Annotated in this window: 19 protein-coding genes; 11 read left to right on the forward strand and 8 right to left on the reverse strand. The window is 62.7% G+C overall.

Translation table 11 applies throughout. The features are described 5' to 3' along the window. Positions 1-53: 53 nt before the first annotated feature. On the reverse strand, positions 54-884 hold the full coding sequence (locus KUV45_RS13115) for an AraC family transcriptional regulator (RefSeq protein WP_222161746.1): 831 nt from the start codon (positions 882-884) through the stop codon (positions 54-56). A 341-nt stretch (positions 885-1,225) separates the two neighbouring features. Here KUV45_RS13115 and KUV45_RS13120 point away from each other — a divergent pair, with 341 nt between their 5' ends. Then, complete coding sequence (locus tag KUV45_RS13120) at positions 1,226-2,749, forward strand: DUF3360 family protein (RefSeq protein WP_222161747.1); 1,524 nt, start codon at positions 1,226-1,228, stop codon at positions 2,747-2,749. Positions 2,750-2,820: 71 nt separating this feature from the next. Here the strand turns inward: KUV45_RS13120 and KUV45_RS13125 are convergent, their stop codons facing one another. The 5 genes from KUV45_RS13125 to KUV45_RS13145 form a co-directional block, all read right to left on the reverse strand. After that, a complete protein-coding gene (locus KUV45_RS13125) occupies positions 2,821-3,528 on the reverse strand; it encodes a response regulator (protein ID WP_206939757.1) in 708 nt (235 codons plus the stop codon). Then, positions 3,525-4,967 (reverse strand): ATP-binding protein, encoded by a 1,443-nt coding sequence (locus KUV45_RS13130; protein WP_206939755.1) that lies wholly within the window; start codon positions 4,965-4,967, stop codon positions 3,525-3,527. The genes KUV45_RS13125 and KUV45_RS13130 overlap by 4 nt, the downstream gene beginning before the upstream one ends. A gap of 112 nt (positions 4,968-5,079) precedes the next feature. Next, the gene (locus KUV45_RS13135) at positions 5,080-6,153 is read right to left on the reverse strand and encodes a LacI family DNA-binding transcriptional regulator (RefSeq protein WP_224851826.1); all 1,074 of its coding nucleotides are present in this window, start codon (positions 6,151-6,153) and stop codon (positions 5,080-5,082) included. 97 nt (positions 6,154-6,250) lie between these two features. Continuing rightward, positions 6,251-7,177, reverse strand: a complete 927-nt coding sequence (locus tag KUV45_RS13140) for a lysine exporter LysO family protein (protein WP_206939753.1) — start codon at positions 7,175-7,177, stop codon at positions 6,251-6,253. 338 nt (positions 7,178-7,515) lie between these two features. Beyond that, positions 7,516-8,199, reverse strand: coding sequence for a hypothetical protein (locus tag KUV45_RS13145; protein ID WP_222161748.1), 684 nt, complete (start codon positions 8,197-8,199; stop codon positions 7,516-7,518). Positions 8,200-8,409: 210 nt separating this feature from the next. On the opposite strand from KUV45_RS13145, the gene KUV45_RS13150 reads away from it, so the two are divergent. From KUV45_RS13150 to yghU, 5 genes are all read left to right on the forward strand, one after another. Then, positions 8,410-8,967: a DJ-1/PfpI family protein gene (locus KUV45_RS13150; protein WP_206939749.1), complete on the forward strand. Its 558-nt coding sequence runs from the start codon at positions 8,410-8,412 to the stop codon at positions 8,965-8,967. 340 nt (positions 8,968-9,307) lie between these two features. Next, positions 9,308-9,892, forward strand: a complete 585-nt coding sequence (locus KUV45_RS13155; protein ID WP_206939747.1) for a TetR/AcrR family transcriptional regulator — start codon at positions 9,308-9,310, stop codon at positions 9,890-9,892. 580 nt (positions 9,893-10,472) lie between these two features. Next, entirely contained in the window at positions 10,473-11,582 is a 1,110-nt protein-coding gene (locus KUV45_RS13160) for an alkene reductase (protein ID WP_222161749.1), read from the forward strand. 252 nt (positions 11,583-11,834) lie between these two features. Next, positions 11,835-12,593: an SDR family oxidoreductase gene (locus KUV45_RS13165; protein ID WP_206939743.1), complete on the forward strand. Its 759-nt coding sequence runs from the start codon at positions 11,835-11,837 to the stop codon at positions 12,591-12,593. A 153-nt stretch (positions 12,594-12,746) separates the two neighbouring features. Then, positions 12,747-13,622, forward strand: coding sequence for a glutathione-dependent disulfide-bond oxidoreductase (gene yghU / locus KUV45_RS13170; protein WP_206939741.1), 876 nt, complete (start codon positions 12,747-12,749; stop codon positions 13,620-13,622). A 119-nt stretch (positions 13,623-13,741) separates the two neighbouring features. Here the strand turns inward: yghU and KUV45_RS13175 are convergent, their stop codons facing one another. Together KUV45_RS13175 and KUV45_RS13180 are read right to left on the reverse strand one after the other, a co-directional pair. Next, on the reverse strand, positions 13,742-14,686 hold the full coding sequence (locus KUV45_RS13175; protein WP_222161750.1) for a glyoxylate/hydroxypyruvate reductase A: 945 nt from the start codon (positions 14,684-14,686) through the stop codon (positions 13,742-13,744). Positions 14,687-14,716: 30 nt separating this feature from the next. Further along, entirely contained in the window at positions 14,717-16,147 is a 1,431-nt protein-coding gene (locus KUV45_RS13180) for a PLP-dependent aminotransferase family protein (RefSeq protein ID WP_206939737.1), read from the reverse strand. 287 nt (positions 16,148-16,434) lie between these two features. Here KUV45_RS13180 and doeA point away from each other — a divergent pair, with 287 nt between their 5' ends. The 5 genes from doeA (at position 16,435) to KUV45_RS13205 (ending at position 22,534) form a co-directional block, all read left to right on the forward strand. Continuing rightward, positions 16,435-17,634 carry an ectoine hydrolase DoeA gene (doeA, locus tag KUV45_RS13185; RefSeq protein WP_222161751.1) on the forward strand — a complete coding sequence of 400 codons (1,200 nt, stop codon included), beginning with the start codon at positions 16,435-16,437 and terminating at the stop codon, positions 17,632-17,634. Between the two features lie 134 nt (positions 17,635-17,768). Then, positions 17,769-18,785: a N(2)-acetyl-L-2,4-diaminobutanoate deacetylase DoeB gene (gene doeB, locus KUV45_RS13190; protein ID WP_206939723.1), complete on the forward strand. Its 1,017-nt coding sequence runs from the start codon at positions 17,769-17,771 to the stop codon at positions 18,783-18,785. Then, a complete protein-coding gene (locus KUV45_RS13195) occupies positions 18,782-19,267 on the forward strand; it encodes an Lrp/AsnC family transcriptional regulator (RefSeq protein ID WP_222161752.1) in 486 nt (161 codons plus the stop codon). Before doeB ends, KUV45_RS13195 begins: the two co-directional genes overlap by 4 nt. 243 nt (positions 19,268-19,510) lie before the next feature. Next, the gene (locus tag KUV45_RS13200) at positions 19,511-20,980 is read left to right on the forward strand and encodes an NAD-dependent succinate-semialdehyde dehydrogenase (protein WP_222161753.1); all 1,470 of its coding nucleotides are present in this window, start codon (positions 19,511-19,513) and stop codon (positions 20,978-20,980) included. 144 nt (positions 20,981-21,124) lie between these two features. After that, on the forward strand, positions 21,125-22,534 hold the full coding sequence (locus KUV45_RS13205; RefSeq protein ID WP_222161754.1) for an aminotransferase: 1,410 nt from the start codon (positions 21,125-21,127) through the stop codon (positions 22,532-22,534). Positions 22,535-22,648 lie beyond the last annotated feature (114 nt).

The following is a 22,648-nucleotide window of genomic DNA, read 5'->3' on the forward strand; positions in this document are numbered from 1 at the left end:
ACACGCCCAGAGCCGCCCCGAGGGCCGCAACAATCCGGCGGGAGATAAGCCTACTATGCGTGGCGGGGGAGGGAACCCTCGGCGTAGTGCCCCGGTGTGGTCGCCAGCAGTTTCTTGAAGGTTCGCTGCAGATGCGCCTGGTCGGCGAAGCCGCAATCGCTGGCGACTTGCGCAATCGGCTGGCCCTGGCGCAGCCGATCGCGAGCTTCGCGCACTCGCAGATCGATCAGGGCCGCATGGGGCGTGGTGGCATAGTGGCGTCGAAAGCCTGCGATCAGGCTGGTGGTGCGACAGCCCGCCTCCTGGCACAGGTCGGCGAGGCTCAGGTCATGTTGCCAGTCATCGTTCAGACGCTGCCAGGCACGGGCCAGGGCGTCGGGCGGAGCATTGCTCAGAGGCTCGGCTCGTGCCATCTGCTTGGCCAGCTCAGTCACCAGCAAGGCCAAGGCGGCGTCCCGTTCCAGCCGGTCGGCATCGGCGGAGGCAAGGGTGTCAGTCAGGACCATGATGGAGCGGTGCAGCACGGGATCGCGACTGATCTGCCGAATCAGAGGCGGCAGGTCGTCCGTCGTTACGTCCAACTGGACGGCCAGCCAGGCGCTGTCGAGATAGACCATATCGTAGCCCCAGTCAGCGTCGCTCAGGGCATTGCAGGCATGCATGGCGCCGGGCTCTATCATCACCACGTCGCCTTGGGTGACTTCAAGGGAGCGGTGGCGATGGCGGAACTGGGAGTGTCCTTGAACGATGGCACCCAGTGACAGGGTGTCATGGCTGTGGGCGGCGTGACTGAGGCGATGCCCCCCTCTCACCCGCCTGGCCTCGAGCTGGGGCAGGTCATGGGCGCGCAGATAGCGGGACAGGGTGGCCGGAATAGTGCGCATGACGGATCTCGATGACGGGCTCTCTATCAAGAAGGGCTCTCTGGTTAACAAGGACGTCTCGTTGATGAGCCGCAAGGGAGAGCAACGATAGCTACTGTTATCCATCTTCCCGCGGCAGGCAAGTGCCGTGGAGCCTGAGCTGGGTCAAGGGATGCGCCCTGAGCACAGCTTGGCCGCCAGGGGCGGGGAAAAGGCTGACGGCGATCAACGAGTATCGCCACTTAGATGGATAAGGTGACTTACCTTTTTTGCTGAAACGATCCATTGGCTGACAAAGCCGTCGGACACGACGCTGCGTGGCAAGAGCAGTGGGTCGATTTCCTCTGACAAGTGAGATCACCATGACGGACACTGCCACGTCCCGGGCGCAATCGCCCGAGGCGCTCAGCTATCGTGAGCTGCATCGGCATGCCAGCGAGTTTTCCAGCCGCTCCGACTATCTGGAGCACGAACTCAAGATTATGCGTCCCAGGCGCTTCAGCCTTAACTTGATCGGACGTGACTTCAATTTCGAGATCGAGGATCTGGTGCCGGCGATCGCAGGCACCATCGGTATCATCGCGATGTACTCGGCGGTGATGATGTCCTGGGCCGATGGGCTGTCGGCCGCCTGGCCAGGTGTCCAGCTGGGCAAGGATTTCGCCATCGCCGTGTCACGGCTCGAGATGCTGCTCCCGGTGCTGCTGTTCTGCGTGCTGGGTTCGGGGATCTTCAATCCCCGTGCCAATCTGGCCGGCAACCATGGACCGATGATTCCGCTGATCGGCAGCATGGCGTTGGCCGGCGCGCATCCCCTGGCGCTGGCGCTTTGGATCGGCGCCTTTGGTCTGGGGCTGTCGTGGATCAAGGGCGGGTCGCGGCTGGTCAACCTGACGTCTCAAGGGACCGCTGGGGGGCTGCTGATCTTCCTCGGGTTTTCCGGGGCCATCGGCCAGATCAGCAATCTTAAATCTTGGGGCCTGGGCCTCTCCGGCGACATGGGGTACGTCGCCCTGATCGTGCTGGCGGTGAACATTGTGCTGTATGCGGTGCTGGCTCGCCTGGGCAAGCGCTGGCTGGCCATCCCTGCCTGTGCGGTCACTGGACTGCTGGTGGCGCTCGCCCTGGGCGCAGGTGGTGACCTTGAGTTGACCACCGAAGTAGGCCTTCCGCCCTTGAGCCCAAGCTACTGGTGGGGCAGCACCGAACAAGGTTGGATGATGGGGCTGCCCAATGTGCAGCACTTTATCGCCTCACTGCCGTTTGCCATTCTGGCGGTGGCCATGTGGTCCCCCGACTTTCTCGGCCATCGCATCTTTCAGGAGATGAACTATCCCAAGGGGGCCGACAGGGTGCTGATGGACGTCGATGACACCATGACCATGTGCTCCATCCGCCAGGTGGTCGGCACTGCCCTTGGAGGAGGCAATATCACCTCTTCCTGGGGCACTTACATGATCCCGGCAGCGATTGCCAAACGACCGATTCCGGCGGGGGCGATCCTGCTGGGCCTGCTGACCATCACCATTGCCATTCTGGGGTTCCCGATGGACATCGCGGTGTGGCCACCGGTCATGTGCGTGGCGCTGTTGGTGGGGGTGTTCCTGCCGATGCTCGAGGCCGGCGTACAGATGATCAAGGAAGGGAAGGACGCCCAGGCGGCCGGGGTATGCCTGTTTGCCGCTGCGGTGACCAACCCTGTGCTTGCCTGGGCTGCGACCATGCTGCTCGACAATAATGGCTGGATCGGTGACCGCGAGCGTGCCGGGCGGCTGTCGCTGGCGGATCGGCTGGTCATTCCCGCCGCGGTGCTCGGTATCTGTCTGTTCGCCCTGCTGGCGGTGGGCATGTTCGAGGGACAGTACGGGATTCCCGCGCTGTTCTAGATCGAGCGCACGTGCCAGACGCAAGAGGCCGCCCAAGGGCGGCCTCTTGCGTTGTCGGCGGGTGATCGGTGTCACTCTTCCGGCTGGTACTTGTAGCCGACGCCGTAGACCGAGCGGATGATTTCTCGTTCTGGCCAGATGTCCGCGATCTTCTTGCGCAGCTTCTTGATGTGGCTGTCCACCGTGCGCTCCGACACGATGCGATGGTCGCGGTACATGTGATCCATCAGCTGCTCGCGGGCAAAGATGCGGCCCGGCGAATGCATCATGACCTTGAGCAGCTGGAATTCCACCGCGGTGAGGCCGAGATCCTGGCCGTTGGCCAGGGCGCGCCAGCCGCTCTCATCCAGGATAAGGTCGTGATTGGCCTGGCTGTCAGTGTGCCGGGCTTGGCTGCGACGCAGCACGGCCTTGACCCTGGCCACCACCTCTCGTGGGCTGAAGGGCTTGCAGATATAGTCATCGGCACCCAGCTCCAGGCCCAGCAGTCGGTCGACTTCCTCGACGCGGGCGGTGAGCATGACCACGGCAATATCGGGCCAGCGCTGGCGGATCTCGCGACACAGGGTCAGGCCATCGGTGCCCGGCAGCATCAGGTCCAGCAGTACCAGGCTGGGGCGCGACTCGACCTCGCTCAGGTAGCCAACGACCTGGTCGCCGTGGTCAATGTGGTGGGTGGCATAGCCACTGCCCTGCAGATAGTCCGCCACCAGGCGTGCAATCTTGGGCTCGTCCTCGACGATCAGGATCGTGTCGGTGGCGGCGTCGTTATCAGTCATTCGGTGTCCTCGTGCTGCTGCAGGTGGTCGGGCAGGGCCGGAAAACGCAAGGTCCAGCATAACCCTCCGAGAGCGGAAGGAGAGGGAGTCATCTCGGCGTCGTGGGCCCGTGCCAGGGCGGTGGCGATGGACAGGCCAAGGCCACTGCCTCCGCTGGCGCGGTTGCGGGAGCCTTCAACGCGGTATAGCCGCTCGGTCAGGCGGGGCAGCTCGCTGGCCGGGACGCCAGGGGCGCTATCTTCCCAGCGCAGCAGCCAGTCGTCGGCGTCGCGTTCGAGTCGGACCCTGAGCTGCCCAGGAGCCTGAGTATAGGCGCAAGTGTTGTCGATCAGGTTATTCCAAAGCTGGCGCAGGCGCTGGATGTCACCACGAATCCAGGCCGGCTGCTGGATATCATGCTCCAGGCTGATGCCGTGGTCACTCAGCCAGCCCTCCGCCTCATCCAGGCGAGAGGACAGCTGCTCGCCCAGGTCCAGCGGGGCTAGCTGCACTTCGAGCGCGCCAGCGTCACTCTGTGACAGCAGGCGCAGGTCGGCGACCAGTCGTTCCAGCTGTCCCACTTCCTGGGACAGTGAGTGCAGATTGTCCTGATCGAGGGCGCGAATGCCGTCCTGCATCGCCTCGATCTCCCCACGCAGCACCGCCAGGGGCGTGCGCAGCTCGTGGGCGATGTCCGATACCCAGCGGCTTCTTGCCTCACGACTGGCCTCCAGGGTTTCTGCCAGCACGTTGAAGTCATGTGACAGGCTCGACAGCTCATCGCGGCCCCGCTCGGGCAGGCGAATGCTGTAGTCGCCTTCGGTCAGGCGCCGGGTGGCCAGCGCCATGCCACGGGCGCGGCGTCCCATCCACCACGACAGCGCGGCTGCCAGCAGCAGCGACGTCAGCGCCAGTGCGATCACGATGATCGTCAGGTTGCGCTGCTGCTGGGCCAGAAACAGTCGATCCATGCGGGCCATCAGCTGTTCTGGAGGCCGATACCCCAGGGTCCCGACCTGGCGCCCGGCACTCATGACCGGCAGCCAGCGAAGCTCTGCCGCCATGTCATCCTTGTCCGGTGGCAGGCCGATGACCGGCAGTCCGTTCTCGTCGTGCAGTACGAAATCCCGTGGATCCCCCAGGTCTCCTTCAATCGACAGCGGTGGCAGGTTGTCGCCGGGCCATAGCTGTCGCCGCACCAGATGATGCCAGGCCCGCGGTGACTGGCGTAGCCATTGCCAGTTCTGTCGCCGCGCCCAGGCTTCGCCCAGCCCCTCCGCCAGGGTTTCGGCACGCCGGGTCTGGGAACGATCCAGGTATTCGATGAAGCCCTGATCGAGACTACGAGAAATGGCCACGAAGACCAGGCCAGCAATGGCCACGTTGACGACCAGAATAATGGCGAAAAGCTTCAGTCCCAGGCGTGAGAAGGCTGGGCGAAACAGACGTTTCGCGGACATGCGCGAGTTCCTTGACCGTGATGACAGTGGTTCCTGCACAGCATGCCATCGCTCGGCATGAAAAGGCGTCATTAACGGTGAAACCTTTGTGCAGCTTGTCGCCGACGGTGGTTCAGGGGCAGGTATCGCCCAGCACCAACTGGGTGGAAAGGCGCTGGTGCTGAGCGGGCTCAAGGCCGAGTACCATGCGTGCTGCGACGCGCCCTTTCTCGATGCTGTTCTGACGTACTGTGGTCAGCCGAGGTGCGCGGTACTGTCCCTCTTCGATGCCGTCAAAGCCCGTCAGGCGCAGGTCCTGCGGCACCCGGATGCCGCGTTGCTCGGCCAGGGTCAGCGCGGTCAGGGCAATTCGGTCCGACATGCACAAGAGCAGATCGGGACGCTGTTCGGCGGGAAGGTCAAGAATCTCCGCGATGACGGGGGAACATACAGCGTGAACGTTTTCATCGATGTTCCACACCGGCACGTCGTCAGGGTCTATGCCTTGCTCGGACAGCGCGCGCTGGAAGCCATCCAGTCTGGCCCGGGTGATGGTGTGGTCGGCGCTTAAATAGTCCTGTTCCTGGCTGACCCGACCATTATGCGGCTCCACGGTCAGACGCAGACTCACAATGGCCGCGCGTTGGGGCGCGTGGGTCAGAGCGTGGCGCGCAATGGCGTAGCACGCCTGTTCATTGTCGACGTGCACGGTAGGTCGAGCGTCGATATGGAAATCGACGCCAACCAGAGGTCGTTGGGCGGGAAGTTCGTTGATCAGGCGGTCACCGGGCATCAAGCCGTAGACGATAAAGCCGTCGGCCATGCTGGCGGAACCCGGGTGGCACAGCGCGTCGGCCTGGCGCGGTGAGCCCGCCTGACGCCCCGACAGCAGCAACAAGGTGTGGCCGTGGGCGTCGAGGACCTCGGTGACACCGCTGAGCAGCTCGCTGGAGACGGCGTCATTGAGGCTATAGGTAAGGGTTTCTGCCAGTACCACCGCGACGATGCGTGACTGCCCGGTGCGCAAGCTGCGCGCCCGGGCATCCGGGCCGGGGTATCCCAGGCGGCGTGCCTCGGCCAGGATATGTTCGCGCAGCGCGCGCGACAGCTGATCGGGACGGTTGAAGGCATTGGACACCGTGGCCGTCGAGACCTTGAGGCGCTGGGCCAGATCCTTCAGCGTGATAGGGCGATCGGACGTGCTCACGGTGGGATGTCCTCCGATGCAGTCGCCAGCAGGGCTGCGATGGATGATGTCGTGCCGACAGTAAGCCTGGTCCGCTGCCAGGCGCTGACGCTTGAAGCTACAGTGACACCAGAAAGAGAATCAGCGGTGGTGACAGTAGCGACAGCAGAAAGCCACTGACCACCGCAATGGGCACGCAGCGAACGCCACCGTGCTGCTGAATGACGGGCAGGGTGAAGTCCATCGAGGTGGCGCCGCCGTAGCCGATGGCCAATGGCGCATAGCGGCGCATGACCAGAGGAATCAGTACGAAGGCCAGCAGCTCTCGCGTCAAGTCGTTGAAGAAGGCGACGCCCCCGAGCGCGGGGCCTAGGTGCTCACCGATCAGAATGCCCGACAGCGAGTACCAGCCAAATCCCGAGGCCATGGCCAGCCCCTCGTTCCACTCAAGGTCGAGCAGCGGGGCCGCCGCCAGCCCACCCAGCAGCGAGCTCGTTGCCAGCGTCAAGGCGATGTAGAGACCATGTCGGTTCAACAGGATCTGCTTGAGTGGCATGCCGGAATTGCGCAGCTGGCAGCCGATCAACGCCAGCAGCAGGTACAGCACCCACTCGGCGAGGTGCTCCGCCAGCTGGAAAGGGGTCGCCCCCCAGCGGCCGACCAGCAGCAGGCCGAGGACCAGGCCTGCAACGACCACCCCGACCAGCGCCAGTGAGCCAGCCATGGCGGCCAGTTTGCTGGTGGGCGCTCCTTCAACGACCTGCCTTTTCCCCAGATCCAGTCGCAGTCGCCGCGACAGCCACCACAGGGCTGCCAGATTGAACAGCGAAATCACGCTGAACAGCGTCAGCGCTTGGCCGCCCATGCGCGACAGCTGGTTGCCGAGGTCTGGCAAACCCGCAAGGCTGATGCCCATCAGCAGCAGGATGAGATAGATGGAGGCGCTGACGCCTCGATTGATCCAGCCAAGCACCGCAGCGCTGCGAACGGGGATCAGGTAGCCCAGTACCAGGGGCAGCAGAACGATCAGCAGACCGCTAAACATGAAAGTGCATCCTTGCTTGATAGATAGAGTGCTTGTCGGCGCTTCCCAGAACGCAGGGAGAAAAGGAGATGGTCGGCCGGTATAAGGGGTGGCTGGATCGCTGCCATGGGCGATCCACTCGCAGCACGAAGCGCCCGGGTGATAGCCGCGGGCAACATGGGCAGGTAGAGCGCTGGGACATGTCCCTCGCTACCTGCGGTGCCAACATAAAGCGCACTACTCTATGCAAATTTGGTCGGCCGGGAAAGCCGACCAAAGCGGCAGAGCGTCGTCGGTGCAAGAGAGGGGGAAGCGCCGCCGAGCGGAGGTCTGCGACCTCGGTTGGGATGGGGGGTGGGTCACGGAAGGGTGAGTGAGGTGAGTGCCAGCTCGCTGACCTGCTCGCCCCGCTTGGTATAGGTCACGCCGAGCAACAGGCCAGCAAGCTCAGGATGAAAGGTCACCACCATGTGTCGGTCGTCTTTGTCAGGGTCTGCCAGTCGAACCCTGGGCGCGTCGATGGAGCGTCCCTGCACTTCCATCCTGCGTGACGCCATGGGGGTGGCAATCAGTCGTTCCTGTTCGCCCTTGTGGTCGAGATAGCGAAGCTCACAGGAGGGCGAGCAGCCATGCTGCTGTACCTGGCTAGACAGCTGAATCAACGCTGTCTGCCGATCAGGGGTCTGCCGCAGCTGCGGTGCATTGAGCTGGTAGCGCTTGCCGATACCCAGCAGCTTGTAGCCGCTGGCGTAACCAATGGCTTGAAGCTGTGCCCCCTGGCTCAGGAATCTCGCGCTCTCCTGACCTTCTGCAACGGCGACGCGAGCGCGCATATCACTGAGCCAATGTTCGCCCTCTGGCTGCAGACGGTGATGGACGGTGGCATCCGGCCAGCCGTCCACCGACAGGTGATAGCGAGCGTCGAAGGCCGATAGCGTCGCGGCCTGTGCTGTGGCAGGCAGGAGCAGCAGCCACAGCAGACTGGCGCCGAGCGCCTGGCGGCAGTGGGTGACAAGTCGGCGATAGTGGAGAATAGAGGCCATGGTGTTATCCGTGCTGGCAAGTCGGGTCGCTTACAGTGGGAGGCCGATTCCGCGACAAGGTTCCGCGACGCTGGCGATGACGCGGATCAGTGGTTACGCTGCATGACAGCATGGTCAGCGTGAGGCGGGTCTGAAAAGTGCCTGCGCTCGTCGACTTTTCGGTCAATGCCTCGACCCTGCGCCGTTTCCAACGACCAAGGAGTCTGCCTTATGGCACGTTTGTTGCTGCTCGCGGGAGATTTTGTCGAAGATTATGAAATCATGGTGCCGTTCCAGGCCTTGCAGGCCATGGGGCACCGTGTCGATGCGGTCTGTCCTGACAAGAAGGAAGGCGATACGGTCAAGACGGCCATCCATGACTTCGAAGGTGACCAGACCTATACCGAAAAGCCGGGGCATCTGTTCGCGCTGAACGAGACCTTTGCTGACATCACCGTAGCAGACTACAACGGTTTGGTAATCCCAGGTGGCAGAGCGCCGGAGTATCTGCGCCTGGACGAACGGGTGCTGGAGGTAGTGCGCCACTTCGTCGACAGTGAAAAACCGGTTGCAGCCGTCTGCCATGGTGCCCAACTGTTGGCCGCCGCGGTGTCATTGTCGGGTCACCGCATCTCCGCGTACCCGGCCTGTGCGCCGGAAGTGCGCCTGGCCGGAGGAGAATTTGTCGACCTTGAGGTGACCGATGCAATCACCTGTGGCAAGTTCGTGACCGCGCCAGCCTGGCCGGCGCATCCGGAGTGGTTGCGCCAGTTCAACGCGCTGCTGTAGAACGCGCTGCTGTAGACAGCAGCGGGCGGTGGCGAGACCCATGCAGGGGAGGAGGCTCACGCACGGGTGTCGTCGCCAATCGATTGCCGCAGGGCAAACGCCGCAAATAAGCGTCGCAGTGAAACCCTGAAGGGTAACGATGAGGTACATCGATAGAGCGTATCCCTATAGTTAGTGGTCGGTTCGGTGCCTCATTGTGCTGCTGGCGAGGCCATGAAGTGGGTGTTTGCTCGACGCCAAGGCCCCGTTATTCGGGCCTTGGTGGTCAGGCTGGCGGTTATCGGCGGAGTCACCTGTGATGGGGTTGACGTGAGTAGACGACTGGTCTAGTGTGCGATGTATGACGACTAAAGCTCCCACCAGAGACCTGTTGATTCAGGTCGGCATGACCACCTTTGCCGAGCACGGCTATACGGCCACGGGCATCAATGCGGTGCTCAAGGCGGCAGGCGTGCCGAAGGGGTCCTTCTATCACTACTTCGCCAGCAAGGAGGCGTTCGGCCTTGCGGTCGTTGAGTCTTTCGCGGAAGAGTACGACAAGCGCTTCCAGGCCTTGCTGGTGCATTCTTCTGACGAGCCCTTTGCGCGGCTGCACCGTTATTTCGCTGAAGCGCGTCAAGGCATGGCGGAATGCGGACACTTGCGCGGCTGTCTGATTGGCACCCTGGGACAGGAGATGTCGTCCCAAAGTGACTGCTTGCGAGACGCCCTTGACGGCATTTTCAAACGCTGGGAAAGCTACTTTGCCAGCTGCCTGAAAGAAGGGCAGCAAGCAGGGACGATTCGCAGCGATATCTCCGCAGAGGCGATGGCATCGTTCATCCTGGCGGGCTGGCAGGGTGCCATGCTCAGGGCCAAGATGATGAGGACCTGCTCGCCCATGTCGGAGTTTGAGGACACGTTGCTGGCGTGTATCAAGGCCTGAGCCGCAAGAGCAGGACCGCGTGAACCGCTTCGGCAGCATCGCGGCGTCACTGCGGCAAGACGGAACAAGCGCCTGCACGAATGAGCCGCTGCATTGGGCACAGCCCTGACGCCTCGCCGATAGCGCTTAGGCCTCGGGTTTCGCGCTCTTCGGGCTTCGCGACAAGTGCGTCCGGCGACTCATTCCGCTCGCTGGACGTGTGCAGCGCTCCTGGTGCTTTTTTTTGAACGCAATCACTAATAGACTGGTCTAAAAATTTGTACAGCATGGTTGAAAATCTATTCAATAGTTGTACATTAAGTGTATTGATAGAGAGCGTCACTGGTGAGTCCCTTCCGGGATAGGCGTCAGGTTTCGACGTCAGGGCTAGTTTCCATTGCCAGCAACCAGGACGGGTCTCCAGTGCTGGCGGCCAGCGCTACTCACCTAGGCTGTCTAGCGGTGGCGTGATGGCATTGGCAGGACAGCCAACGGAATCTCTCGTCACGTGAAAACGTTGCACCAGCAACAACGGCGACCTTTTTCATTTTCTTGCCAGATCGTCACGCCAAGACGATGACCACTGATCAGGAGGCTTTGTATGAGCGCTGAACAGGATCCGCTTTTTACCCCCCAGGCACTGGGTGATATTGAACTGCCGCATCGTGTCTTGATGTCTCCGCTCACGCGCTCGCGTTCCGCGCAGCCAGGGGATATCCCGCAGCAGATGAATGTGGACTACTACCGTCAGCGCGCGGGTGCCGCTCTGATCTTGAGTGAGGCGACGCAGATTTCACCCCAGGGAAAGGGCTATGCGTTCACCCCTGGCATTCACAGCCAGGAGCAGATCGCAGGCTGGCGCAAGGTCACCGATGCGGTGCATGAGGCCGGCGGCCGTATCCATGCCCAACTGTGGCATGTTGGACGGATTTCCCATCCCGAGCTACAGCCCGGCAAGGCTGACCCGGTCGCCCCGTCGGCGATCAAGCCGGAGGGGGCCAAGACGTTTATCAGCGCTGAATCAGGCATGGTCGATGTACCGACCCCCCGTGCGCTGGACGTTGACGAGCTGCCCGGTATCGTCGAGCAGTATCGCCAGGCCGCCATCAATGCGCGTGAGGCGGGCTTCGACGGTGTTCAGGTCCACGCTGCCAACGGTTATTTGCTCGATCAGTTTCTCAAGTCAGACAGCAACGCTCGCACCGACGCCTATGGTGGCAGTGTCGAGAATCGCCTGCGCCTGCCGCTGGAAGTCGTGCGCGCCGTGGTCGACGTATGGGGCAAGGGGCGTGTCGGCGTGCGCATCAGCCCGACGGGCAGCTTCAATGACGTGCACGACCAGAAGCCTGAAGAGACCTTTCCTGCCTTCGCTGCGGCACTGGATAACATCGGCATTGCCTACCTGGAGGTGGTCGAGGATTCCTTCCAGGGCAATCATGAGAACGGCCGTCCCGAAGCCATCATCAGCGCCATCCGTGACAGCTTCAGCGGCGTGTACATTGCCAACGGTGCCTACACCGCCAGCGAGGCGCGCGAGCGTATTGCCGCCGGCAAGACGGATCTGGTGACCTTCGGCCGCCCGTTCATCGCGAACCCGGACTTGCCTGAACGCTTCCGCCGCCATGCGCCCCTCAATGAGCCGGACTACGACACCTTCTACGGTGGCGATGAAACGGGCTACACCGACTATCCGTTTCTCGACGAACAGTGATGGAGACGGCTCCCCCGGAGAGCCGAGTCCCGCACCCCGCGGGGGTGCGGTGGCGCTTAGACACGACACCGTTAATGACACTCTTAACGGCACGCTAGATGACATTCTCAACGACAGTCTCAATGACGCATTCGGTGACGCTCTGAGGCCTTCGCGGAGCGACCCCAGACGGGCGTGCTTCGTGCATGACATGGGGCGACGGGTGTTTTTACCGAGCGTCGATGTCTTCACGGATCGATAATGGAGATCAGCATGGATATCAAGAACGTAAGTACCGACGGCATCCAGGACAAGGTGGTCATTATCACCGGTGCCAGCAGCGGTCTGGGCGAGGCGACAGCCAAGCGTCTGGCCAAGGGTGGCGCCAGGCTCGTGCTGGGGGCTCGCCGCGACGACCGCCTCAAGCGCCTGTGCGAGGAGATCAAGGCCGAAGGTGGGCAAGCCGTCTACCGGGTGACCGACGTGACCGATCGTGAGCAGGTAGAGGCCCTGGCACAGCTGGCTCGTGACGAGTTCGGGCGGATCGATGTGCTGGTCAACAATGCTGGCCTGATGCCGCTGTCGCCGCTGGACAAGCTCAAGGTAGACGAGTGGGACCAGATGGTGGACGTCAACATCAAGGGCGTGCTCTACGGCATTGCCGCCGTTCTACCCACCATGCGTGAACAGCACGAGGGCCACGTCATCAACCTGTCCTCCGTGGCGGGCCATGTGGTATTCCCGGCCGCGGCGGTCTACTGCGCGACCAAGTTCGCGGTCAAGGCGTTGACCGAAGGGCTGCGTCAGGAGTCCGGTGGCGAGATCCGGGCCACCAACATCTCCCCTGGGGCCATTGACACTGAATTGACCCAATCGATCAGCGATGATGATACGGCCAAGGGGGTCAATGAGCTTTACACCCTGGCCATCGACGCTGACGCGGTGGCTCGCGCGATCGCCTTTGCGGTGGAGCAGCCGGCCGACGTGGACGTCAATGAGCTGGTGCTGCGCCCGACCCGTCAGGAGCTGTAAGCTAGGCGGGAACATCGGCACTGAGTCAGCTGTCGGGTCATGTTGCGGCGAGGAGGGTGGCGCCGTTGCCACCCGACTCGATTTGCCGACGAACATGACGACAGCGGATCCCGGTCTGAGCGGGATGATGCCCACATCACGTGAAGGAACATCATGAGCAACGACACACAGTACCAGCCGCCGAAAGTATGGAAGTGGGAAGGCGAAAGTGGCGGTCAATTTGCCAGCATCAACCGGCCGATCGCCGGACCGACCCACGACAAGGAGCTACCGGTCGGAAAACACCCGCTGCAGCTCTACTCCCTGGCGACGCCCAATGGTGTGAAGGTCAATATCATGCTGGAGGAGTTGTTGGCGCTGGGCCATGACCAGGCGGAATACGATGCCTGGTTGATCCGCATCGGCGATGGCGACCAGTTCTCCAGCGGTTTCGTGGAGATCAACCCGAACTCGAAGATCCCGGCATTGGTGGACCACAGCACTCAGCCAGCGACGCGGGTGTTTGAGTCGGGGTCAATCCTGGTGTATCTGGCGGAGAAATTTGGCGCCTTTCTGCCCACTGACCACAAGGCCCGGACCGAGGCCATGAACTGGCTGTTCTGGCAGATGGGGTCCGCGCCGTATCTGGGCGGAGGCTTCGGGCATTTCTATGCCTACGCGCCTGAGAAGTACGAGTATCCGATCAATCGCTTCACCATGGAAACCAAGCGCCAGCTGGATGTGCTGGATCGCCACCTGGCCGACCATGAATTCCTGGCGGGTGACAGCTACAGCATCGCCGACATGGCGACGTTTGCCTGGTACGGCCAGCTGGTCCTGGGCCGGCTGTACGATGCCGCCGAGTTTCTGTCGGTGCACGAGTACACCCACGTGCTGCGCTGGGCCAAGGCCATCGATGCCCGCCCCGCCGTCAAGCGTGGGCGCATGGTCAATCGCACCTTCGGCGAGCCTGCCGAGCAGCTGCACGAACGGCACGATGCCAGTGACTTCGACACGCGCACCCAGGACAAGATCGGCGGTGACAGTTGAGCAGTGACGTGATGCAAGATCGTTGATCAACGACCGCAGAAGGGCACCTCCATGAGGTGCCCTTTTTTTCTGGTTCGCAAGGGTGTGTCAGCGATTCCAGGCCACGATGAGCGCTGCTATCAATAGCCTGCTTCGGGGTCCACGGTCTCGATCTCCTTGCCCTGGCTAAGCGCCTCGATGCTGGCGGCGACCTGGTCGAGGGCTTCGTTGAGCGGGGTGGGGCCAGCCATGTGAGGCGTCACCAGAACCCTCGGGTGGTGCCACAGCGGGCTGGAGGACGGCAAGGGTTCCACCGGGAAGGCGTCGAGCAGCGCCCCGCGCAGACGACCCTCCTGATGGTCATCGGCCGGGCCCAATGCCTGCAGCAGCGCTGCCTCGTCAATCAAGGTGCCGCGACCGGGGTTGATCAGGCTGGCACCCTGGGGCAGTAGCGCCAGGCTGCGCTGGTTGATGATGTGGTGAGTCGCAGGGGTATCTGGCAGAAGCAGCACCAGGGTGCGTGAGCGTTGCAGCGCCTGCTCCAGCCCAGCGTCACCGTGCAGGCACTCGATATCTTCCAGCGACTTGGGCGATCGACTCCAGCCGAGCACCGGGTAGCCGTCGGCGGCGATGGTGGCGGCGACCTTGGCGCCGATGGCCCCCAATCCCAGTACGCCGACCGTCCACTCCTGCTTGTCGATGACGGCGTGTTCTCGCCACTGGGCCTGCTGTTGCTGGCGCTGATAGCGATCGAAGTCCCGTTGGAAATGCAGCAGGCCGTAGCGGGTGTAGTCGGCGATCAGCTCGGCCATGCCCGCATCGCGCAGCTTGACGATCGGGACATCTCGGGGCAGGGCCGGATTGTTCAGCAAGGCATCGACCCCAGCCCCCAGGTTGATGATGCCCTTGAGGCCGGAGCACTCCCGCATCAGCGTCTCATCCGGTTTCCAGGCGGCCAGGTAGTCGGCCTCGGCGCGCTGCTGTCGATCCGTGTCCTGGCTCTTCCAAATGGTCGCGCCGGGTAGCCGTTCGCTCAAGGCGCGCTGCCACTGGTCTGCCTGGTCGGTATGTACGATAACTTTCATGGACAGTCCTCTGCGGGCGGTAGGTCGGGTCTAGTAGACAATCTGCATCATGGGGGGCGGGGCGTCATCCAGCAGCTGCGCCAGGCGCCTGAGGCCTTCCTCCAGGCGTTCGATATCCGGCTCGGCGCCAAGGCTCAAGCGCACTCGTCGCGGGGCCGGAGTCTGCTCCACCATGAAGGGCGTGGCCGTGGTGATCGCCACGCCTTCCTGTTCGGCCAGTTGCTGTAGTTCCTCCGCGCGCCAGCTTCCCGGTAGCGATAGCCACACATGCAGGCTAGTGGGGCGAGAGGCGCGGCCATGCTCCGCCAGCAGGCGGGCGGCCAAGCGCTGGCGCTCGGCCAGCAGATCCCGTTGATGAGCCGCCATCTGATCCACGCTGCCGTCCTCCAGCCAAGCATTGGCCACTTCAAAGCACAGCGGCGTGGCCATCCAGGAGGTCGCGCGCAGGCGTGGCAGCGTATGGTGAAGCTGGCTGCGCGGTACGGTCAGATATCCCGCGCGCAGTCCCGGCATGGTGGCCTTGGTCAGGCTGGTGACATGAAACCCTTGGGTGGGGATGCGCGCGCTGACCGGGGCCAGGGGTTGGGGCTCAAGCAATGCGTGAACGTCATCTTCGATCAGCCAGACGCCATGCCGCTCGAGGATCGCGGCAATGTCGTCCCGACGGGCCTCGCCCTGAGTCGCTCCGGTAGGGTTGAGCTGGCTTGATGTCAGGCACACGGCGCGAGGCTTGAAGCGGCGACACGCGGCATCCAGTGCCTCCGGCACCATGCCCTGACCATCGATGGCGACGCCTCTCAGCTGGAAGCCAAGTGTTCGCGACAGGGCGATCAGCCCATGGTCGGTCAGGGCTTCGGTCAGCACCAGATCACCGTGTTGCACCACGCTGGAAATGGCCAGCATGATGCCGTGAGCGCCACCGTTGGTGAGGATGCGGTCGTCCGGCTCGCCAGGCATCCCCAGCCGCTCGTTCAGCCACCAGCTGGCCAGCTCGCGTTGATGAGGGAGTCCAGCAATCGGGCGGCACGCGGCAAACACGTCAGGATGCGCCGTGTCAGCCAGTTCGCGCAGGCTGTCACGAAAGCGCTGATGATGGGCGGGAGGACACACCGGATGAGCAATCGACAGGTCAATCAATGCCTGTTCCGAGCGGGGCTCACCTGCGCGCAGATAGGCGGACTCGCGATTGTCGTCCAGCGCATTGATCCAGGTGCCACTGCCGACCCTGGCCTGGACCAGGCCCATTTTTTCGGCCTGTGCATAGGCGCGAGATACCGTTTGTACGCTGACGCCAATGTGCTCTGCCAATCTTCGGTGGGGCGGCAAGCGAGTGCCCGGCATAAGCTCACCAGAGCGTATGCCTCGGGACAGCGCCCGCGCAATGGCCAGGTACTTTGGCTGGCCGTCGTCGGGAAGCCCATCGATCAGGGCAGCGAGTTGGCCGAGTAGATCAATTGTCATGATGCAATAAAGCCTTTGACCGGGAGCTTATACGTAGTGCTAGTATCAGCAAGACGGCATTGATCAGTCATTGTCATGACGCTTCATGACGATTGTCATGACAATTCTTTCCTCCGCACGCTACAGGGGAAGCAATGCCGCATCAAGCAGACATTGAACGAAAGCGGCGAGGCCCCAGGCCCATCTTCGGCAGCGGTTGACGCCGGTTCGTTCAAGGCATCTGCAAGGGCGCGCCGGGCCTCTAGTTGCCCGGTTTTCGGTGATGACATTGTTTGGCGAGTGGTTTCATGATTCAGGTATCCCTGCCGTTCACTCGTGAGGAATACGCTCAGCGCCTGCAGAAGGTGCGTGCCGAGATGGCGATGCGAGGCATCGATGTGCTGATCGTCAGCGACCCGTCCAACATGGCCTGGCTGACGGGCTACGATGGCTGGTCCTTTTACGTACATCAGTGCGTCTTGCTGGGGCTCGAGGGCGAGCCCGTGTGGTACGGCCGGCGTCAGGACAGCAACGGTGCGCTGCGCACCTGCTGGATGGATCCGGACAACATCACCTATTACCCCGACTATTACGTCCAGAACCCCGACATGCACCCCATGGAGTATCTGGCGCAGTCGATCATGCCTGACCGGGCATGGTGTGAAGGGGTGGTCGGCATGGAGATGGACAATTACTACTTCTCCGCCAAGGCCTATCAGAGTCTGGTCAAGGAACTGCCCCACGCGCGTTTTCAGGATGCCAATGCACTGGTTAACTGGTGCCGAGCGATCAAGTCTCCGCGTGAGATCGAGTACATGCGGGTGGCGGCGCGTATCGTCGAGGGCATGCATTCACGCATTCTCGAGATGATCGAGCCGGGGCTGGCCAAGTCCAAGCTGGTGTCGGAAATCTATCGTGTCGGCATTGAAGGCTGGACCGACAGCACCGGTCAGGTCTATGGCGGTGACTATCCGGCCATCGTCCCGCTGCTGCCGACGGGCAGTGACGCCGCGGCACCGCACCTGACCTGGGACGACACTCCCTTTCGCGAGGGGGAAGGCACCTTTTTCGAGATTGCCGGCTGCTACAAGCGCTACCACTGCCCGCTGTCGCGCACGGTGTTTCTGGGCAAGCCGCCCAAGGAGTTCGTGCGCGGTGAGTCGGCCTTGCTGGAAGGTATCGAAAACGGTCTTGCGGTGGCCAAGCCGGGCAATCGTACCGCCGATATCGCTCTGGCGCTCGGCGCGGCGATGGACAAGTACGGCTTTGACCGGGGGGGCGCCCGCTGCGGATACCCCATCGGCATCAGCTATCCCCCGGACTGGGGCGAGCGTACCATGAGCCTGCGCCCGTCTGACGACACCATCCTCGAACCGGGCATGACCTTTCACTTCATGCCGGGCATGTGGATGGATGACTGGGGGCTCGAGATTACCGAAAGCATCCTGATCACCGAAAACGGGGCTGAGCCCCTGGCCGACTTCCCGCGTCAGCTATTCGTCAAGTAGGCGTTTCCCCTGACCGCTGCGGCGCTGCTGTCCCGTTGCCATGACAGGACCACAGCGCCGGATGCGATCTCACGATAATCCGGTGCCCATGACGGCATCGACATGCTTTCCGCAGATTCTGTTCTGGAGTTCCCATGAGCAAGCGCAAGAGCCCGATTTCCGCCACCGTCGATTTCGACGCCCAGGGCGTTCAGCACGGTTTTCTCAAACTGCCGATTTCCAACGACGAATCGGCCTGGGGAGCGGTGATGATTCCGGTGACGGTGGTGGCCAATGGCGAGGGTCCCACGGCGCTGTTGACCGGTGGCAACCATGGTGATGAGTACGAGGGCATCACGGCGCTGCAGAAACTCTCGGTATCGCTCAAGCCGGAAGAGGTGCAGGGGAGGGTGATCATCGTACCGATGATGAACACGCCGGCAGCCCAGGTAGGACGACGCACCTCACCGATGGATGGCGGGAACCTCAATCGCAGCTTTCCGGGAGACCCCGACGGCAGCGTCACGGAAAAGATCGCCGACTACTTCACTCGCGAAATGGTGCCGATGGCCGATATCGTGCTGGACCTGCATTCTGGCGGCCGCACCCTCGATATCATTCCGTTTGGTGCATCCCATGTGCTCGACAACCCCGAGCAGCAGCGTCAGGCGCTGGAAGGCGCCAAGGCCTTTGGCGCTCCCTACGCCATGATGATGTTCGAACTCGATGCAGCGGCCCTGTTCGATACGGTGGTGGAAAGTCAGGGCAAGGTCTTCATCGCGACCGAGCTGGGTGGCGGTGGCACCTCGACCCCCGAGAGCCTCGCCATCACCGAGCGCGGCATCGACAATATCTTGATTCACTTCGGCTTGAAGCAGGGTGAGGTAGCGATGCCCGAGACCCAGGTCTATCTCGATATGCCGGATGCCAGCTGCTACGTGCAGAGTGAACACACCGGGCTGCTCGAACTGACCCACGCCCTCGGCGACAGCGTTCAACGCGGTGATGTGATTGCAAGGGTGTATGACATGACGCGCAGCGGTGCCAAGCCCATCGAGTATCGGGCCGAACGCGATGGCATCCTGGCGGCCCGTCGCTTTCCGGCACAGGTCAACATGGGGGACACCATTGCGGTGATCGCGGAAGTGGTGGAATCCCTGGGCGAGTCATGAAACTTGACCGTTACGATCTCAAGATACTGTCCATCCTGTCCCAGGACGGGCGCATCACCAAGTCGCGGCTGGCCGAAGCCATCAACCTCTCGGTCAGCCCCTGCTGGGAGCGGGTGAGGCGTCTGGAGAAGGCCGGCGTCATCGAAGGCTATTGCGCCAGAATCAATGCCGCCGCATTGGTTCGGCGCACCCCCGTATGGGTGCAGATCGAGCTCAAGGCCCATAACGCCGAGAGCTTCCAGCGGTTCGAGGCATTGATTCATGCGACCGACGAGGTGACGGAATGTGTGGCCGTCGGTGGAGGGGTCGACTACTTGATCAAGGTCGAGACCGAGACCATCGACGCCTATCAGCGATTGATCGATGACTGGCTGACGTCGGACATCGGGATCGAGCGCTATTTCACCTACATCGTGACCAAGCAGGTTAAGGCGCCGCGCCAGGGGGTCGATATCGACGCTCTGAACAGCAGCGCTACTTGAGGTTCGGGCCGGGCCTCGTCAGGGGCCTGCCTGGGTCATCGGTTTGCACAAACCTGCATGGCAGAAAAAACCTCGATGTAGCGAGTCGGGACAAAAAAAATGCCATCTTCCAGCGGCGGCTTCAAAAAGTCCGTCCCTGGTATCTCCCTTACCATGACGTCATTGCGTGGCGCCTGCCATGGCATTGATACAGGTGTTCCGTCCCCCTGATGAGACGACGGAACCGACTAGGGAGGTAGCGTAATGAAGCTCAGCGATCCGCGTCTGTTTCGTCAGTATGCCTACATCGGTGGCAAGTGGACCCACGGTGATGAAGGCCGCGAAGAAGCGGTGATCAACCCCGCCAATGGTGAGGTGATCGGTCATATCCCTCTGCTCGAGCCGGCCCAGATCCGTCGTAGTGTGGACGTGGCCGACGAGGCCTTCGCCCAGTGGCGAGCCCTGCGCGCCGACGAGCGCTGTGAACGTCTGCTGGCGTGGTACGACTTGCTGCAGCAGCACCGCGAAGATCTGGCGACGATCATGACGCTCGAGCAAGGCAAGCCGCTGCCCGATGCACGTGGAGAAGTGGAGTACGGGGCCAGCTTCGTGCGCTGGTTCGCCGAGGAGGGCAAGCGAACCTACGGCGAGACGATTCCCAGCCACATTCCCAACGCGGCGCTGGGGACGATCAAGGAGCCGGTCGGCATTGCGCTGCTGATCACGCCATGGAATTTTCCGCTGGCGATGATCACCCGCAAGGCAGCAGCCGCCATGGCGGCGGGGTGTCCGGTGATCGTCAAGCCGGCCAACGAGACGCCGTTCTCTGCGTTGGCCCTGGCGGAGCTGGCCGAGCGTGCCGGAATCCCGGCGGGCATCTTCAATGTGGTGCTGGGGGATGCCGCCCAGGTGTCATCGCTGCTGTGCGCCGAGGACCGGGTCAAGGCGGTGTCCTTCACCGGCTCGACCCGTGTGGGGCGACTGTTGCTGGAGCAATCCGCGCCGACGGTCAAGCGGGTGTCGATGGAGCTCGGCGGTAACGCGCCCTTCATCGTGGGCCCGGACATGGACCCCAAGGAAGCGGCCCTGGCCGCCGTGGCGGCCAAGTTCCAGACCGCGGGGCAGGACTGCCTGGCGGCCAACCGGATCCTGGTGCACGAGTCGATCCACGACGCCTTCGTGGCGCACTTTACTGAGCGCATGGCCGCCTTGACCGTGGGCGACGGGATGCTCAGCGAAGTGGACCTGGGGCCGTTGATTCACCGCCGGGCGGTGGAAAACGCCCGTGCCACCGTGGACGACGCCGTCTCCCGCGGTGCCACATTGGTCGCCGGGGATCAGACGGATGCTCCGGGAGAGAACTTCTTCATGCCGGTGCTGCTCACCGGCGTGACCCAGGACATGAAAGTATGGCGTCAGGAGTGTTTTGCTCCGGTGGCGGGCGTGACGGCTTACCGCGATGACGATGAGGTGATCGCTCTGGCCAATGACACTGAGTACGGGCTGGCCGCCTATGTCTACACCCATGACATCAGGCGGATCTGGAAACTGCTGCGCGCCCTGGAGTTCGGCATGGTGTCGGTGAACTCGGTCAAGATGACCGGTCCTCCCGTGCCGTTTGGGGGCGTCAAGCAGTCGGGCCTGGGACGCGAAGGTGGCGCCACCGGTATCGATGAATATCTGGAAACCAAGTACTACTGCCTCGGCGCACTGGGCTCGGTCTCCGGCAGCTAGATGACAGCCTGCGGTGATGGACGACATGACCGCGGCAGGACGGTCGGCCCGTAGCAGGTACGGGCCGACATTGATGACGAAACCGCTGATCCGTTCTCTCGGCGAGAGCGGGAAGCGCTACGGGCAAGGAAACAAGGAAACCACATGAGCACCCATCAGGACCTGATCGATCGCGACCGCAAGGTCACCTTTCACGCCTCTACGCACCTGCGTGACTTCGCCCATGGCGACGCGCCTGGCCGCGTCATCACCGGCGGCAAGGGCATTCACATCGTCGACAAGGACGGCCGCGAATTCATCGACGGTTTTGCCGGGCTCTACTGCGTCAACATCGGCTATGGCCGCACCGAAGTCGCCGAGGCCATTTACCAGCAGGCGCTGGAGATGTCCTACTATCACACCTACGTTGGTCACTCCAATGAGCCTCAGATCGCCCTGTCCGAGCAGATTCTGAAGCTGGCGGGTCCCGGCATGTCCAAGGTCTACTATGGCCTGGGCGGCAGCGATGCCAACGAGACCCAGCTGAAGCTGGTGCGCTACTACAACAACGTTCTGGGCCGCCCACAGAAGAAGAAGGTCATCTCGCGCCAGCGTGGCTATCACGGCTCTGGCCTGGCCACCGGCTCGCTGACCGGTCTGAAGGCGTTCCATGATCAGTTCGACCTGCCCATGGCCGGCGTGCTGCACACCGAGGCACCCCATTACTACCAGCGCAGTGCCGAGCAGGCCGGCATGAGCGAGCGCGAGTTCTCCGCCTATTGTGCCGAGAAGCTCGAAGAGATGATTCTGGCGGAAGGTCCCGACACCGTGGCGGCCTTCATTGGTGAGCCGGTGCTCGGCACCGGCGGCATCGTGCCTCCGCCCGAAGGATACTGGGACGCCATCCAGGCGGTGCTGGCGAAGTACGACATCCTGCTGATCGCCGATGAAGTGGTCTGTGGCTTTGGCCGTATCGGCGCCGATTTCGGCAGCCACGCCTATGGCATCAAGCCCGACCTGATCACCATCGCCAAGGGCCTGACCAGTGCCTATCAGCCCTTGTCCGGAGTGATCGTGGGGGATCGCGTGTGGCAAGTGCTTGAGCAAGGTACCAGCGAGCTGGGCCCGATCGGTCACGGTTGGACCTATTCCGGCCACGCTCTGGGGTGTGCTGCAGCTCTGGCCAACCTGGCGATCATCGAGCGTGAGAAGCTGACCGGCAACGCGCGTGATACCGGCGCCTACCTGCAGAGCCGCATGCAGGCGGTGTTCGGCGATCACCCCATCGTCGGTGAGGCCCGTGGGGTGGGCATGCTGGCGGCACTGGAGTTTGCCGTGGATCCTGAATCCCGCCAGGCCTTCGACGCGAGCCACAAGGTGGGCCCACGGATCGCCGCCGCGGCGCTCGAGGAGAACCTGATTGCTCGTGCCATGCCGCAGGGTGACATCCTCGGGTTTGCGCCGCCGCTGACCACTACCCGCGCCGAGGTCGATGAAATTGTCGCCCGTGCCGAGCGTGCCGTGAACAAGGTCACCGATCAGCTGGTCAAGGAAGGCGTACTGCAGACCGCCTGACGTCAGCGCTGATCTGCGGTGTGTGACATGGGGTCGTCTCCTTGAGGGAGGCGGCCCCTGTCGGTTTTTATGCGGCGGCGGGGGCGCTGAAGGACGGTCGCCTTCGTCGCGCAC

The organism is Halomonas sp. DP3Y7-2, assembly GCF_019800795.1.
GTDB lineage: Bacteria > Pseudomonadota > Gammaproteobacteria > Pseudomonadales > Halomonadaceae > Halomonas > Halomonas litopenaei_A.